14 protein-coding genes are annotated in these 15,009 nt (G+C 65.1%); 12 read left to right on the top strand and 2 right to left on the bottom strand.

The window, feature by feature from the left end:
- Positions 1-777, top strand: a complete 777-nt coding sequence (locus C5O79_RS30305) for a 3'-5' exonuclease (protein ID WP_122474000.1) — start codon at positions 1-3, stop codon at positions 775-777.
- 33 nt (positions 778-810) lie between these two features.
- Here C5O79_RS30305 and C5O79_RS30300 read toward each other — a convergent pair whose 3' ends face one another.
- Positions 811-1,665 (bottom strand): endonuclease/exonuclease/phosphatase family protein, encoded by an 855-nt coding sequence (locus C5O79_RS30300; protein WP_122473999.1) that lies wholly within the window; start codon positions 1,663-1,665, stop codon positions 811-813.
- Positions 1,666-1,888: 223 nt separating this feature from the next.
- Here C5O79_RS30300 and rlmD point away from each other — a divergent pair, with 223 nt between their 5' ends.
- Positions 1,889-3,286 carry a 23S rRNA (uracil(1939)-C(5))-methyltransferase RlmD gene (gene rlmD / locus C5O79_RS30295; protein ID WP_082138578.1) on the top strand — a complete coding sequence of 466 codons (1,398 nt, stop codon included), beginning with the start codon at positions 1,889-1,891 and terminating at the stop codon, positions 3,284-3,286.
- Positions 3,287-3,351: 65 nt separating this feature from the next.
- Here the strand turns inward: rlmD and C5O79_RS30290 are convergent, their stop codons facing one another.
- Entirely contained in the window at positions 3,352-4,050 is a 699-nt protein-coding gene (locus C5O79_RS30290) for a Bax inhibitor-1/YccA family protein (protein WP_039360273.1), read from the bottom strand.
- 249 nt (positions 4,051-4,299) lie between these two features.
- Between C5O79_RS30290 and ndk the strand changes: the two genes are divergently transcribed.
- From ndk to hflX, 10 genes are all read left to right on the top strand, one after another.
- On the top strand, positions 4,300-4,725 hold the full coding sequence (ndk, locus tag C5O79_RS30285) for a nucleoside-diphosphate kinase (protein WP_006478674.1): 426 nt from the start codon (positions 4,300-4,302) through the stop codon (positions 4,723-4,725).
- 55 nt (positions 4,726-4,780) lie between these two features.
- Positions 4,781-5,920 (top strand): 23S rRNA (adenine(2503)-C(2))-methyltransferase RlmN, encoded by a 1,140-nt coding sequence (gene rlmN / locus C5O79_RS30280; protein ID WP_046545853.1) that lies wholly within the window; start codon positions 4,781-4,783, stop codon positions 5,918-5,920.
- Positions 5,921-6,084: 164 nt separating this feature from the next.
- Positions 6,085-7,110, top strand: a complete 1,026-nt coding sequence (locus tag C5O79_RS30275; protein ID WP_122473998.1) for a helix-turn-helix domain-containing protein — start codon at positions 6,085-6,087, stop codon at positions 7,108-7,110.
- Between the two features lie 112 nt (positions 7,111-7,222).
- Positions 7,223-8,527, top strand: a complete 1,305-nt coding sequence (gene ispG, locus C5O79_RS30270; protein WP_046545851.1) for a flavodoxin-dependent (E)-4-hydroxy-3-methylbut-2-enyl-diphosphate synthase — start codon at positions 7,223-7,225, stop codon at positions 8,525-8,527.
- A gap of 16 nt (positions 8,528-8,543) precedes the next feature.
- Complete coding sequence (gene hisS, locus C5O79_RS30265) at positions 8,544-9,884, top strand: histidine--tRNA ligase (RefSeq protein WP_046545850.1); 1,341 nt, start codon at positions 8,544-8,546, stop codon at positions 9,882-9,884.
- A 55-nt stretch (positions 9,885-9,939) separates the two neighbouring features.
- Positions 9,940-10,569, top strand: coding sequence for a tetratricopeptide repeat protein (locus tag C5O79_RS30260; protein ID WP_039360256.1), 630 nt, complete (start codon positions 9,940-9,942; stop codon positions 10,567-10,569).
- A gap of 41 nt (positions 10,570-10,610) precedes the next feature.
- Complete coding sequence (gene bamB, locus C5O79_RS30255) at positions 10,611-11,756, top strand: outer membrane protein assembly factor BamB (protein WP_039360253.1); 1,146 nt, start codon at positions 10,611-10,613, stop codon at positions 11,754-11,756.
- 247 nt (positions 11,757-12,003) lie between these two features.
- A complete protein-coding gene (gene der, locus C5O79_RS30245; protein WP_046197066.1) occupies positions 12,004-13,341 on the top strand; it encodes a ribosome biogenesis GTPase Der in 1,338 nt (445 codons plus the stop codon).
- A gap of 154 nt (positions 13,342-13,495) precedes the next feature.
- The gene (gene hfq, locus C5O79_RS30240; RefSeq protein WP_006399927.1) at positions 13,496-13,735 is read left to right on the top strand and encodes an RNA chaperone Hfq; all 240 of its coding nucleotides are present in this window, start codon (positions 13,496-13,498) and stop codon (positions 13,733-13,735) included.
- A 72-nt stretch (positions 13,736-13,807) separates the two neighbouring features.
- Positions 13,808-14,983 (top strand): GTPase HflX, encoded by a 1,176-nt coding sequence (gene hflX, locus C5O79_RS30235; protein WP_171026909.1) that lies wholly within the window; start codon positions 13,808-13,810, stop codon positions 14,981-14,983.
- Positions 14,984-15,009 lie beyond the last annotated feature (26 nt).

Genomic DNA, 15,009 nt, shown 5'->3' with positions numbered 1-15,009 from the left:
ATGACTCCGATTCTTGTATTTGACATCGAGACGATTCCCGATGTCGACGGCATTCGCCGTCTGGAAGACCTGCCCGCGACGCTCGACGATGCCGCGGTGGCCGAACATGCATTCGCGGCCCGTCGCGAGAAGACCGGCGGCGATTTCCTGCCGCACCACCTGCAGCGCATCGCGGCGATTTCGTGCGTGTTTCGCGACAACAACGGGTTTCGCGTGCGCTCGCTCGGCACGCCGCAGGACAACGAGGCGACGCTGATCCAGTCGTTCTACCGCGTGATCGAGAAATACACGCCGCAGCTCGTGTCGTGGAACGGCGGCGGCTTCGATCTGCCGGTGCTCCATTACCGCGCGCTCGTGCACGGCATTCCCGCGAGCCGCTACTGGGACCTCGGCGAGGACGACCGCGATTTCAAGTGGAACAACTACATCTCGCGTTACCACTCGCGGCATACCGACCTGATGGATGTGCTCGCGATGTACCAGGCGCGCGCGAACGCGCCGCTCGACGCGCTCGCGAAGATGTGTGGCTTTCCGGGTAAACTCGGCATGGACGGCAGCCAGGTTTGGCCGGCGTTCCAGGCCGGGCGGATCGAGGAAATCCGCAACTATTGCGAAACCGACGTCGTCAATACCTACCTGCTGTATTGCCGGTTTCAGTTGATGCGCGGCGGCCTGACGCCGAGCGAGTATGCGGACGAGATCCTGCTCGTGAAGAACTCGCTTGCGCAGGAGCCTGCGTCGCACTGGGCCGAATACCTGGCCGGTTTCGACTCGTAGCGCGGGCCGGGTGCGCCGCGGACGGTGGCGCGATCATGCCAGTTCGAGCAGCACCGGCTGGTGATCGGACGCGCGCACGTCGCCGTCGATCTCGCAGCGCGTGACGCGTGGCACCAGCGTATCGGTCACGAACACGAAGTCGCACGTGAGCGGCCCCTCCGACCATTGCACCGTATCGTAGACACCCGCCGTCGGCGGTGGCGGGCGGCCGGGGTGTCGTGCTATCCATGCGTCGACGAAGCGCGGCGCCTCTGCGATCGGCTCCAGGAATCGGCAATAGGCGTCGCTGCCGAACGCGCTGTTGAAGTCGCCGCAAACGATCGCATCGCACGGCTGGCCGGTCGCGCTGAACGGCCCCTCGGCGGTTTCGGCAGGCGCCGGTCGTGCCGCGTGCGCGCAGGCCTCGTGGTGCCGGTCGCGCAATGCGTCGACCTGGGCGAGCCGCTGGCGCGCCGAATAATATTCCAGATGCGTGGTGACCACCCGCAGTGGCCCGAAGGGCGCCTGCATCTCGACGTCGAGCGCGACGCGTGGCATCGACGGCGCGCCGGCGTCGGCCGGCCAAGGCAGCAACTGGCGGAGCACGCGCCTGACCGGCAGCCTGGTTGCGATCGCGTTGCCGAACTGGCGGCGCGGTGCGCCGGTTTCGATGGGCGGCAAGTCGGCACCGATCGCTTCGGCGATCGTATATCCGGGCAGCAGTGCCGCGAGTTCGGCGAACTGGTCGGCACCGGGCCCGCCGGGCAGTGCGCCAAAGCCGCGCGTGACTTCCTGCAGGCACAGCACGTCGAAGTCGCCGAGCGCGCGGATCGCGGCGACGGTGCGCGAAAGATCGACGCCGCCGTCCGCGTCCCGACCCCATTGGATGTTCCAGTCAATCAGCTGCATGGTCGAATCTCCTGTGGGGCGGATCTCGGGCCCGGAGCCGCTTGTGAGTCGGCGCGACGGGCCACGCGCGGCCACGGGTGCTCCCGGGCCGTCTGTCTGGCCGTTTCGGCGCAATGCCGGGCCGTCTATGCTCAAGTATCGACGCTTGGCGCATGCAAAGCGGGCGATGCGGGCCTGCGTCGTCTACAATCTCGCCTTCTTCAACGTTTGTCAGGAAAAGCTGGTGTCCGAAGCCGTCCCCACTTCTGCGCGCAAATCAAGAAATGCGCCCGTCGCGCCCGGAATCGCCCCGGTCCTCGAGATCGAATCGCTCGACATGGAAGCGCGCGGTGTCGGCCGCACGATTACCGAGGACGGCGAGCCGGGCAAGGTCATCTTCGTCGAGGGTGCGCTGCCGGGCGAGCGCGTGACCTATTCGAGCTTTCGTCGCAAGCCGAGCTACGAGCAGGCGACGGTTGTCGACATTCTGCGCCCGAGCGTGATGCGCACGAAGCCGAAATGCGCGTTCTTCGGCACCTGCGGCGGCTGCTCGATGCAGCATCTCGACATGCGCGCCCAGGTGGCGGTCAAGCAGCGTGTGCTCGAAGACAATCTGTGGCACCTGGCGAAGCTGCGCGCGGAAACGATGTTCGCGCCGATCCATGGCCCGTCGTGGGGCTATCGCTACCGCGCACGCCTGACCGTGCGCAACGTCGCGAAGAAGGGCGGCGTGCTGGTCGGATTCCACGAGAAGAAGAGCAGCTACGTTGCCGACATGACGAGTTGCGAAGTGTTGCCGCCGCACGTGTCGGCGATGCTCGTGCCGCTGCGCAGGCTCGTCGAGGCGCTGTCGATTCGCGATCGGATGCCGCAGATCGAACTAGCGGTCGGTTCGGAGGTGACGGCGCTCGTGCTGCGCGTGCTGGAGCCGATCAACGCGGACGACGAAGCGCTGCTGCGCGCGTTCGCGGACGAGCACAAGGTGCAGTTCTGGCTGCAGCCCAAGGGCCCTGATACGGTGACGCCGTTCTATCCGCTCGACGTGTCGCTCGATTACACGCTGCCGGAATTCGGCATCCGCATGCCGTTCAAGCCGACCGACTTTACACAGGTCAACCATCAGATCAACCGCGTGCTGGTGGGCCGCGCGCTGCGCCTGCTCGCCCCGTCGCGCGACGACCGCGTGCTCGACCTGTTCTGCGGGATCGGCAACTTCACGCTGCCGCTCGCACGGCTGTCGCGCGAGGTGATGGGCATCGAAGGCAGCGACACGCTGACGACGCGCGCGCTGGCGAATGCGCGCGAGAACGGTGTCGACGGCCACACGACGTTCGCGTGCCGGAACCTGTTCGAAGTGACGGGCGACGACATCCGCGCGCTCGGCGCGTTCGACAAGTTCCTGATCGACCCGCCGCGCGAAGGCGCGCTCGCGGTGTCGAAGGCGCTGGCCGAGATCGCGCAGAGCGGTGAAGGCCCGCTGCCGAAGCGCATCGTCTATGTGTCGTGCAACCCGTCGACGCTCGCGCGCGATGCGGGCCTGCTCGTGCACGAGGCCGGTTATCGCCTGAAGGGTGCCGGTGTCGTGAACATGTTCCCGAATACGTCGCACGTCGAATCGATCGCGCTGTTCGAGCGCGATTGAGCCCCGGGCGACGGACGTAAAAAAACCGGCCCGCGGGCCGGTTTTTTCATGGTGTGCAGCGAGCGTCAGTTGCGGTTGCCGCCGAAGATGCCGAGCAGCGCGAGCAGGTTCGTGAACACGTTGTACAGGTCGAGGTAGATCGCGAGCGTGGCCGAGATGTAGTTCGTCTCGCCGCCGTTCACGACGCGCTGGACGTCGAACAGCATGTAGGCGGAGAAGATCGCGATCGCGAGTACCGACACGGTGAGCATCAGCGCCGGGAGTTGCAGGAAGATGTTCGCGACCGATGCAAGCAGGATCACGATCACGCCCATGAACAGCCATTTGCCGAGCCCCGAGAAATCGCGCTTGCTGACGGTGGCGATCGTCGCCATCGCGGCGAAGATGATGCCGGTGCCGCCGAACGCGAGCATGATCAGCGACGGGCCGTTCGAGAAGCCGAGGATGAAACTCAGCAGCCGCGACAGCATCAGGCCCATGAAGAACGTGAAGCCGAGCAGCACGAACACGCCGACCGAGCTGTTTTTGGTCCGCTCGATCGCGAACATGAAGCCGAACGCGATCGCGAAGAACGCGAGCAGGCTCATCATCGGGCTCGTGGCCGCGAACAGCGAGAAGCCCGTCGCGACGCCGACCCATGCGCCCAGCACGGTCGGCACCATCGACAGCGCGAGCAGCCAGTACGTGTTCCGCAGCACGCGGTTGCGAACCTCGGCGGTGCTGACGGAACCGCCGCGGCCGAAATTGTACGGATAGTCGTTCATGGTTTCTCCTAACATTGAACGCATGGGCGTCCGGGGCCGGTTCGGCGCGCGCGGTGTGCGGCGCAGCAAACCGGAGCAGCTATGGCTAAGATACGTTCCGTGCCGGGAGGTTTCAATGGCCGGGCGGCACAAAACATATGGATTCTGAACCTTTCATGCGTGTAAGGGTTCAATCGCAATGATACACGGGATCGTGCTACAATAGCGGATTCATTTGAACCTGTAACTTCTTAATTTTTTGGAGTTTTTATGGCAATCGAGCGCACCCTGTCGATCATCAAGCCGGATGCGGTGGCAAAGAACGTGATCGGTCAGATCTACAGCCGTTTCGAAGGCGCCGGCCTGAAGATCGTCGCATCGCGCATGGCACACCTGTCGCGTGCAGACGCAGAGAAGTTCTACGCGGTTCACGCAGCGCGTCCGTTCTTCAAGGACCTCGTCGATTTCATGATCTCGGGCCCGGTGATGATCCAGGTTCTGGAAGGCGAGGGCGCGATCCTGAAGAACCGCGACCTGATGGGCGCAACGGATCCGAAGAAGGCGGAAAAGGGCACGATCCGCGCCGACTTCGCCGACAGCATCGACGCGAACGCCGTGCACGGCTCGGACGCTGCTGAAACGGCAGCGGTCGAAATCGCGTTCTTCTTCCCGGAAATGAACGTTTACTCGCGCTAAGCCCTGGCTGGCAGCAAGTAGGCAGGATTCAGCGCACGCGGCAAGGCAGCACATCATGACGAGCGAAACTTCCGTCAATCTTCTCGACTTCGATGCCGAGGGTCTTGTCGCGTACTGCGGCAGCCTCGGCGAGAAGCCGTTCCGCGCCAAGCAATTGCAGCGCTGGATCCACCAGTACAACGCTGGCGACTTCGACGGCATGACCGATCTCGCGAAGTCCTTGAGAGAAAAACTCAAGGGCCGCGCGTCGATCGGCATGCCCGAGATCGCCAGCGATCACGTTTCCGCCGACGGCACGCGCAAGTGGCTGATTGACGTCGGAAACGGCAATGCGGTCGAAACCGTGTTCATCCCGGAAGAGACGCGCGGCACGCTGTGCGTGTCGTCGCAGGCCGGGTGTGCGGTCAACTGCCGCTTCTGTTCGACGGGCAAGCAGGGCTTTTCCCGCAACCTGTCGACAGCCGAAATCATCGGCCAGCTCCGGATGGCCGAATTTGCATTGCGAGCGTCCCTGGGCCGCGCGCCCGGTCCGAACGGCAAGGCCGAACGGGTCGTCACCAACGTGGTGATGATGGGCATGGGTGAGCCGCTGCTGAATTACAGCGCGGTCGTGCCGGCGATGCGGCTGATGCTCGACGACAACGCATACGGGCTGTCGCGCCGCCGCGTCACGCTGTCGACGTCTGGCGTGGTGCCAATGATGGACCGCCTCGGCGCCGAGCTGCCGGTCGCGCTGGCCGTGTCGCTGCACGCGCCGAACGATCCGCTGCGCGACGAGCTGGTGCCGCTCAACAAGAAGTATCCGCTGCGCGAGCTGATGGCGGCTTGCCAGCGTTATCTGAAAGTCGCGCCGCGCGACTTCATCACTTTCGAATACTGCATGCTGGACGGCGTCAACGACACCGAAGCGCATGCGCGCGAACTGCTGGCCGTCACACGCGACGTGCCGTGCAAGTTCAATCTGATCCCGTTCAATCCGTTTCCGGAGTCGGGCCTCATCCGCTCGAAGCCGGAGCAGATCAAGCGCTTTGCACAGGTCCTCATCGACGCGGGTGTCGTCACGACCGTGCGCAAGACGCGCGGCGACGATATCGATGCCGCGTGCGGCCAGCTGGCCGGCGCAGTGAAGGACCGCACGCGCCTCGCGGAACGGACGGGCGCAGCAGGAAAGATCATCGAAGTTCGGGCGATTTGACAGGGATGCCTGGCCGGGGATGCCAGGGCCTTTAAGCGGTACAACACGCGAATAGCGATCGGTCGTGGCGCCTCGGCGTCGCGCATGGTAAGGACAGTTGCGGGTGCCGGCCGGCGGGAACCGGTGGCGGCCGCCAGTGAAGAAGAATCGACGCGAGGACAAGGATGAGTGAGCCGCAGCCGTCTAACGGCGCAGAGACGAATGGCGCGAAGCCGGCACCGGCAGGGTTGGAATCGCTTGCGGCAGTCGGCAGCCGACTGGCGCAGCTTCGGGAAACGAGGGGTTGGACCGTCGACGACGTGTCGGCGCGACTCAAGGTCGCACCGCAGAAGCTTCGGGCGCTCGAGGCCGGCGACATCAGCCATTTGCCCGGCGTAACGTTCGCGCTCGGTGTCGTGCGCAGCTACGCGAAGATGCTCGGCGTCGATCCCGAACCGTTCGCGCAGGCGTTGCGCCGTGAGCGCGGCGTGCCGGAAGTCGATCTGTCGATGCCCGCGTCGTCGGGCACGGATCTGCCGCGCGGCCGCGTGTCGATTCCGCTGGGCGGGTCGTCGCGGCACCACCCGTGGCTTTGGGGTACGGGGATCGTCGTCGTCGCGGTGGTTGCCGTACTGATGTGGCACACTGGCGGCGATTCGTCGAGCCTGCTTGCGCGCTTCAAGAGCGGCGATGCTGAGCATGCGTCGGCCGCGAGCGCGCCGGCGGCATCGTCGTCATCCGGCGAAGAGGCGGCCTCGAGCGTTGCGTCTGCCGTAGTCGCGAATGACGTTCCGGCCCCGGCCGTTGCGTCTGCAGCCCCGGCGCCGGCAATTGCGTCGGCTGCTCCGGCGCTTGCGCCCGTGGCGCCGGTCGTGACGGCAGCCGCATCGCAGCCCGCCCTGGCAACGGCGGCGGCAAGCGCCGCAGTACCGGCCCAGCCGGCGAGCGTCGTGGTTGCGGCCGGCCAGTCGATGATCGAACTGAAGGTCAAGCAGGACAGCTGGTTCAGCGTGCGCGACAAGAATGGCAAGGAGCTGTTCTCCGGGCTGGTGCACGGCGGCGAGGCGAAGCAGGTCGCCGGCGACGGCCCGTTCAAGGTCACGATCGGCAACAAGGCGGGCCTCGACGCGATCGCGTTCGACGGAAAACCTGTCGATCCGGCAAAATATTCGGCAGCGCGGGGTAATGTGGCGCGGTTCACGTTGCCCTGACGTCAAGCGCCGTGGCGAAGGCCTGTCATCGATATCGGCAGGCCGTGAGGGCACGGCGCTTTTTCAATTCATGCGCCGCGTTGCGGCGCATTCCGCGTAAATGGATCTATCGATGCAATCCGAAGCTCAATCCCCACGCAGCAGTCAGATTTGTTCAACCGAGCCGGTGTTCGGCGGGCACAAGCCGCGCCGTGTATCGCATGCGGTGGATGTCCGCTGGGGCGGGCAGCTCGTGACGATCGGCGGCGACGCGCCGGTGCGCGTGCAGTCGATGACGAATACCGACACGGCCGACGCGATCGGCACGGCAATCCAGATCAAGGAACTCGCGAACGCGGGTTCCGAACTGGTGCGCATCACGGTCAACACGCCCGAGGCCGCGGCCGCCGTGCCGGCGATCCGGGAGCAGCTCGATCGCATGGGCGTGACCGTGCCGCTCGTCGGCGATTTCCACTACAACGGCCACCTGCTGCTGCGTGACTACCCGGGCTGCGCCGAGTCGCTGTCGAAGTACCGGATCAACCCGGGCAACGTCGGCCAGGGTGCGAAGCGCGATACGCAGTTCGCACAGATGATCGAGGCCGCGGCCAAGTACGACAAGCCGGTGCGGATCGGCGTGAACTGGGGCAGTCTCGACCAGGACCTGCTCGCGCGCATGATGGACGAGAACGGTGCGCGTTCGCAGCCGTGGGATGCGCAGAGCGTGATGTACGAGGCGCTGATCCAGTCGGCGATCGGCTCGGCCGAGCGTGCGGTCGAACTGGGCCTCGGCCGCGACCGCATCATTCTGTCGTGCAAGGTCAGCGGCGTGCAGGACCTGATCGCCGTGTACCGCGAACTCAGCCGCCGCTGCGGCTTCGCGCTGCACCTCGGGCTGACCGAGGCCGGCATGGGCTCGAAGGGCATCGTCGCGTCGACGGCTGCACTCGGCGTGCTGCTGCAGGAAGGGATCGGCGACACGATCCGCATCTCGCTGACGCCGGAACCGGGCGCGTCGCGCACGGGTGAGGTGATCGTCGGCCAGGAAATCCTGCAGACGATGGGCCTGCGTTCGTTCGCACCGATGGTGATCGCGTGCCCGGGCTGCGGCCGTACGACGAGCACGCTGTTCCAGGAACTCGCGATGCAGATCCAGACCTACCTGCGCGAACAGATGCCGGTCTGGCGCAAAGCGTATCCGGGCGTCGAGAAAATGAACGTCGCGGTGATGGGCTGCATCGTCAACGGCCCGGGCGAATCGAAGCACGCGAACATCGGCATCAGCCTGCCGGGCTCCGGCGAGAACCCGGCCGCGCCTGTCTTCATCGACGGCGAGAAGGTCAAGACGCTGCGCGGCGAGCGGATCGCCGAGGAATTCCAGCAGATCGTCAGCGACTACGTCGAACGCAACTACGGCCGCGCTGAGGCCACGAACTAATTCGTCCACACACACGATGACTGAACAGAAACGCAAGATCGAGAAGCTCACCGGCGTCAAGGGCATGAACGACATCCTTCCGCAGGATGCCGGCCTTTGGGAGTTCTTCGAAGCTACGGTGAAATCGCTGCTGCGCGCATACGGTTACCAGAACATCCGCACGCCGATCGTCGAGCACACGCAGCTCTTCACGCGCGGCATCGGTGAGGTCACCGACATCGTCGAAAAAGAGATGTACAGCTTCACCGACGCGCTGAACGGCGAGAACCTGACGATGCGCCCGGAAAATACCGCGGCCGTCGTGCGCGCGTCGATCGAGCACAACATGCTGTACGACGGCCCGAAGCGCCTGTGGTACATCGGCCCGATGTTCCGTCACGAGCGTCCGCAGCGCGGCCGCTATCGCCAGTTCCATCAGGTCGGCGTCGAGGCGCTCGGCTTCGCGGGCCCTGATGCGGATGCCGAGATCATCATGATGTGCCAGCGCCTGTGGGACGACCTCGGCCTGACCGGCATCAAGCTCGAGATCAACTCGCTCGGCCTTGCCGAAGAGCGTGCCGCGCATCGCGTCGAACTGATCAAGTACCTCGAGCAGTTCGTCGACGTGCTCGACGAGGATGCGAAGCGCCGCCTGTATACGAACCCGCTGCGCGTGCTCGACACGAAGAACCCCGCGCTGCAGGAAATCGCGCAGAACGCGCCGAAGCTGATCGACTTCCTCGGCGACGAGTCGCGCGCGCACTTCGAAGGGCTGCAGCGCCTGCTGCTCGCGAACAACATTCCGTTCAAGATCAACCCGCGTCTCGTGCGTGGTCTGGACTACTACAACCTGACCGTGTTCGAGTGGGTGACCGACAAGCTCGGCGCGCAGGGCACGGTCGCAGCCGGCGGCCGCTACGATCCACTGATCGAGCAGCTCGGCGGCAAGCCGACCGCCGCATGCGGCTGGGCGATGGGCATCGAGCGGATCCTCGAGCTGCTGAAGGAAGAGGATCTCGCACCCGAGCAGGAGGGCGTCGACGTGTACGTCGTGCACCAGGGCGAGACCGCGCGTGAACAGGCGTTCATTGCGGCCGAGCGCCTGCGCGATACAGGCCTCGACGTGATCTTCCACTGCAGTGCCGACGGCGCGCCGGCGAGCTTCAAGTCGCAGATGAAACGGGCCGACGCAAGCGGCGCCGCGTTCGCGGTGATCTTCGGTGAAGAAGAGGTTGCAAACGGCACCGTGGGCGTGAAAGCGCTGCGCGGTGCGGGCGGAGACGGGGAAAAGAACGTTCAGCAGACCGTACCGGTCGAAGGCTTGACCGAATTCCTAATCAATGCGATGGTTGCATCCGCTGAAGACGGCGACGACTGATCGCGCTGGCATCCGCTCGACAAGAAAAGCCTGAACAGGAAGGAATCGCTCGCCGATGAGTTATCACGACGAACAAGAATCGATTGAAAGTGTCAAGGCGTGGTGGGCCCGCTGGGGCAACCTCACCACGTGGATCGTGCTCGCGGCGCTCGTCGTCGCGGCCGGTTTCAACGGCTGGAACTACTGGCAGCGCCGTCAGGCTGCCGAGGCGTCCGGGCTGTACGAACAGGTCCAGAAGGCCGCCGCCGCGAATGACAAGGCGACGATCGCTCGCGCGGCTGCCGACATGGAAGACAAGTTCGGCAGCACGCCCTATGCGCAGATGACCGCACTCTCCGCTGCGAAGACGCTGTACGCAGCCGGCGACTCGGCCGGTGCGAAGGCGCAGTTGCAATGGGCCGTCGATCACGCCAAGGATGACGAGTACAAGCAGATCGCGAAGCTGCGTCTCGCGTCGCTGCTGCTCGACGAGAAAGCGTACGATGCGGGCCTCGCGCTGCTGTCGGGTACGCCGGTCGATGCATTCAAGGGCCTCGTGGCCGATCGCCGCGGCGATCTGCTTGCCGCGCAAGGCAAGACCGACGATGCGCGCGCGGCTTACAAGCTCGCGCTCGACGGCCTGTCGAAGGACGACCAATCTGCGCGTCAGCTCGTGCAGTTCAAGCTGGATGCGCTTGGCGGCTGAACCCCGGTCCCCTCAACCTCTTAACTCTGCTTCGCTAACCGATGAATTTGCTGAAACGTTACGCTGTGCCCGTTGCCTGCGCGGCGGCTGTCCTCGCACTGGCGGCCTGCTCGTCGTCGAAGGACGCGCGCCGCGTGCCGACGCCGCTCACCGAGTTCAAGCCCGTGATGGACGTGCAACAGGTCTGGAAGGCGAGCGTCGGCAAGGGCGGGCGCTACCTGTTCTCGCCGGTGGCCGTCGGCGACGCCGTCTATGCAGCGGGCGAGAACGGATCGGTCGAGAAGATCGACGCGAAGACGGGCCAGACGCTCTGGCGCGCGAAGGTCGGCTCCGACCTGTCGGCCGGTGTCGGCAGCGACGGCAACCTGACCGCGGTCGGCGCGCTGAAGGGCGGCGTGTTCGTGCTGGGCCCGGACGGCAAGCAACTGTGGAAGACCAGCGTGCAGGGCGAGATCTTCTCGCCGCCGCTCGTCGGCAACGGCCTCGTGGTCGTCCGCACGATCGACGGCCAGGTGATCGCGTTCAACGCGCAGACGGGCGAGCAGAAGTGGAACTACCGCAATCGCGCGGTGCCGCTGAATCTGCGCGTGTCGGCCGGCATGACCTTCGCGGGTGACGCAGCGGTGCTGGCGGGCTTCCCGGGCGGCGGGCTGGTCGCGATCAACCTGCAGACGGGCGAGCCGTTCTGGCAGACCCCGGTGTCGTTCCCGAAGGGCGTGACCGAAGTCGAGCGCATCAACGACGTCAGCGGTCCGCCGACGCTCGTGGGCGCGGAAGCCTGCGCGGTGACGTTCCAGGGTCAGCTTGGCTGCTTCGATGCGAACTCGGGCCGCCCGCTGTGGGAAAAGGCGTTCTCGAGCCGCAGCGGCCTCGCGCAGGACGATTCGGTGGTCGCCGGCGGCGACGACTGGTCGGTCGTGACTGCGTACGACGCTGCGTCGGGCAACCAGCTGTGGCGCAACGACAAGCTCAAGAGCCGTGACGTCGGCGTGCCGTATTTGCTCGGGCACGCGGTCGTGTTGGGCGATTACAAGGGCTTCGTGCACTTCCTGTCCCGCGAAGACGGCAGCTTCATCGCACGGATGAAGACCGACGGCAGCGCGATTACGGCGGCGCCGGTCCTCGCGGGCAATACGCTCGTCGTGCAGACGAAGGACGGCGGCCTGTACGGATTCCGTCCGCGCTGACGCGCAGGAAACATGCGCGGCCGCGGCGCGACGGGCTTGTCCCGCGCGCCGCGGCCGCGCGACTTGAAGGCGGCCGGTGCTCCCGGCCGCTCGGTATTTGAAAGGCAGTTCGAGACGAAAGACGACGGCGCGCAACGCGCGCCAGGCGCGCGCATCCGGCGCGGCGCGAATTCGTGATATTTTCATTCAGCGCAGCCGCCCGCAGCAGCGGGCCTCCCGCTGCTGCGCTTCACCGTAGAAAACACAGATGAAACCGGTCATTGCCCTCGTTGGGCGCCCCAATGTGGGGAAATCCACGCTGTTCAACCGGCTCACGCGCTCGCGCGATGCGCTGGTCGCCGACTTGCCGGGCCTGACGCGCGATCGCCATTACGGCGAAGGCCGCGTCGGCGAGCGGCCGTACCTGGTCGTCGACACGGGCGGCTTCGAGCCCGTCGCGAAGGACGGCATCCTGCACGAGATGGCACGCCAGACGCGGCAGGCCGTCGAGGAAGCCGACGTCGTCGTGTTCATCGTCGACGGCCGTAACGGGCTCGCGCCGCAGGACAAGTCGATCGCCGACTACCTGCGCAAGACCGGCCGGCCGATCTTCCTCGTCGTCAACAAGGCCGAGGGGATGAAGTACACGGCGGTCGCGACGGACTTCTACGAGCTCGGGCTCGGCGATCCGCGTGCGATCTCGGCTGCGCACGGTGACGGCGTCACCGACATGATCAACGAGGCGCTGGATGTCGCGTATGCGGACCGTCCGGAGGAAGAGGACGAAAACGATCCTTCGCGGGGCATCAAGATCGCGATCGTCGGCCGCCCGAACGTCGGCAAGTCGACGCTCGTGAACGCGCTGATCGGCGAGGATCGCGTGATCGCGTTCGACATGCCGGGCACGACGCGCGATTCGATCTACGTCGACTTCGAGCGTAACGGCAAGAAATACACGCTGATCGACACGGCCGGCCTGCGCCGCCGCGGCAAGGTGTTCGAAGCGATCGAGAAATTTTCGGTCGTGAAGACGCTGCAGTCGATCTCCGACGCGAACGTGGTCATTCTTCTGCTGGATGCGCAGCAGGACATTTCCGACCAGGACGCGCACATCGCCGGCTTCGTCGTCGAGCAGGGCCGCGCGCTCGTGATCGGCGTCAACAAGTGGGACGGCCTTGACGAACATGCGCGCGATCGCGCGAAAGCGGATTTGACCCGCAAGCTGAAATTCCTCGACTTCGCGAAATCGCACTTCATTTCGGCCACGAAGAAGACCGGCATCGGTACGCTGATGCGCTCGGTCGACGACGCGTATGCGGCGGCGATGGCGAAGCTGCCGACGCCGAAGCTCACGCGCGCGCTGATCGAGGCGGTCGAGTTCCAGCAGCCGCGCCGTCGCGGCCCGGTGCGTCCGAAGCTGCGCTACGCGCACCAGGGCGGCCAGAATCCGCCGATCATCGTCATCCACGGTAACGCGCTCGACGCCGTGACGGAAACGTACAAGCGTTACCTGGAAAACCGGTTCCGCGAAACTTTCTCACTGACAGGGACTCCATTGCGCATAGAGTTCCGTTCGTCGAACAATCCGTACGCGGACAAGAGCTGAAGACGTCTGTTACACGCGTCACGCAAGGGGTTGGCCGCAAGGCCTACGCCCCGGGCGGGCCAGTTAAAATCGGCTATAGTGTAGCGATTGGCGCCGGATCTCTTTTTCTTCGCCGCCAGTCCAGATCAACCTGCAAAAAAAGATGGAGTACGCCATGAGCAACAAAGGGCAATTGTTACAAGACCCGTTTTTGAACGCACTGCGCAAAGAGCACGTTCCCGTTTCGATCTACCTCGTCAACGGCATCAAGCTTCAAGGGAACATTGAATCGTTCGACCAGTACGTCGTGTTGCTCCGTAATACGGTGACCCAGATGGTGTACAAGCACGCCATCTCGACGGTCGTGCCGGCGCGCCCGGTGAATTTCCACCCGGACGCGGAAGCCTCGTCCTAACCTATCGCAGCGGCCGGCATCCGGTCGCCGCGAGCGACCGATGCCAGCCGCCTTATCTTGACACCTGAAAATTTGATCAACGCAGCGCTCGTCGGCATCGATTTCGGCAAGACCGATTTCGAAGCCAGTCTCGAAGAACTCAGTCTTCTCGCCTCCAGCGCGGGGGCCCGTCCCGCAGTCACCCTCACGGGTCGTCGCTCCAGTCCCGATGCCAAGATGTTCATCGGCAGCGGCAAAGCCGAAGAACTCCGGCTCGCCTGCGACGCGCACAACGTCGAAATCGTCATCTTCAACCACGCGTTGGCGCCCGCCCAGCAACGTAATCTGGAGCAGGCACTTAACAGGCGCGTGGTCGATCGCACCAGCCTCATCCTCGACATCTTTGCACAGCGAGCCCGCAGCCACGAAGGCAAGCTGCAGGTCGAGCTCGCGCAGCTTCAGTATCTGTCGACGCGGCTCATTCGCGCGTGGACCCACCTTGAGCGGCAGAAGGGTGGTATCGGCCTGCGCGGCCCCGGTGAAACCCAGCTCGAAACCGACCGCCGGCTGATCGGCGAACGCATCAAGATGCTGAAGTCGCGGCTCGACCGGTTGCGCCGGCAACACAGCACGCAACGCCGCCAGCGCGCGCGCAGCGGGACGATGTCGGTGTCGCTCGTCGGCTATACGAACGCGGGCAAGTCGACGCTGTTCAACGCGCTGACGAAGGCGCAGGCCTATGCGGCCGACCAGCTGTTCGCCACGCTCGATACGACGTCGCGGCGCGTGTACCTCGGCGACGAAGTCGGCCAGATCGTCGTGTCGGATACGGTCGGGTTTATCCGCGAGTTGCCTCACCAGCTGGTCGCCGCATTCCGCGCGACCCTCGAGGAAACGATCCACGCGGATCTGCTGCTGCACGTGGTCGATGCGTCGAGCGCGGTCAGGCTTGAACAGATCGAGCAGGTCAATGGCGTGCTGCACGAGATCGGCGCGGACACGATCCGCCAGGTGCTGGTGTTCAACAAGATCGACGCCGTGCCTGAGCTGGCGGCCCGCGGCGACGCGGTCGAGCGGGACGAGTATGGTAATATTTCGCGCGTCTTTTTGAGCGCGCGCACCGGTCAGGGTCTTGATACGTTGCGTGCCGCCATCGCCGAAATCGCCTCCGCGGAACACCTTTCCAGCGCGACGTTACCCAACGGCGCGCTCGACGGCGCCCCCGCTGAACCACACGAAGACCACACGATTTCCGAACACGGGCGCTAACCGGTCCCGGCCGGTTCGCCGGCGTC

This window comes from Burkholderia sp. SRS-25 (assembly GCF_004343765.1).
Taxonomy (GTDB): Bacteria; Pseudomonadota; Gammaproteobacteria; order Burkholderiales; family Burkholderiaceae; genus Burkholderia; species Burkholderia contaminans.
This window is presented reverse-complemented; position numbering and strand designations above follow the sequence as displayed.

Excerpts from the sequence above, each read along its gene's own strand:
- C5O79_RS30305 (WP_122474000.1), top strand. The coding sequence starts at position 1 with ATGACTCCGATTCTTGTATTTGACATCGAGACGATTCCCGATGTCGAC.
- C5O79_RS30300 (WP_122473999.1), bottom strand. The coding sequence starts at position 1,665 with ATGCAGCTGATTGACTGGAACATCCAATGGGGTCGGGACGCGGACGGC.
- C5O79_RS30290 (WP_039360273.1), bottom strand. The coding sequence starts at position 4,050 with ATGAACGACTATCCGTACAATTTCGGCCGCGGCGGTTCCGTCAGCACC.
- ndk (WP_006478674.1), top strand. The coding sequence starts at position 4,300 with ATGGCAATCGAGCGCACCCTGTCGATCATCAAGCCGGATGCGGTGGCA.
- rlmN (WP_046545853.1), top strand. The coding sequence starts at position 4,781 with ATGACGAGCGAAACTTCCGTCAATCTTCTCGACTTCGATGCCGAGGGT.
- C5O79_RS30275 (WP_122473998.1), top strand. The coding sequence starts at position 6,085 with ATGAGTGAGCCGCAGCCGTCTAACGGCGCAGAGACGAATGGCGCGAAG.
- ispG (WP_046545851.1), top strand. The coding sequence starts at position 7,223 with ATGCAATCCGAAGCTCAATCCCCACGCAGCAGTCAGATTTGTTCAACC.
- hisS (WP_046545850.1), top strand. The coding sequence starts at position 8,544 with ATGACTGAACAGAAACGCAAGATCGAGAAGCTCACCGGCGTCAAGGGC.
- C5O79_RS30260 (WP_039360256.1), top strand. The coding sequence starts at position 9,940 with ATGAGTTATCACGACGAACAAGAATCGATTGAAAGTGTCAAGGCGTGG.
- bamB (WP_039360253.1), top strand. The coding sequence starts at position 10,611 with ATGAATTTGCTGAAACGTTACGCTGTGCCCGTTGCCTGCGCGGCGGCT.
- der (WP_046197066.1), top strand. The coding sequence starts at position 12,004 with ATGAAACCGGTCATTGCCCTCGTTGGGCGCCCCAATGTGGGGAAATCC.
- hfq (WP_006399927.1), top strand. The coding sequence starts at position 13,496 with ATGAGCAACAAAGGGCAATTGTTACAAGACCCGTTTTTGAACGCACTG.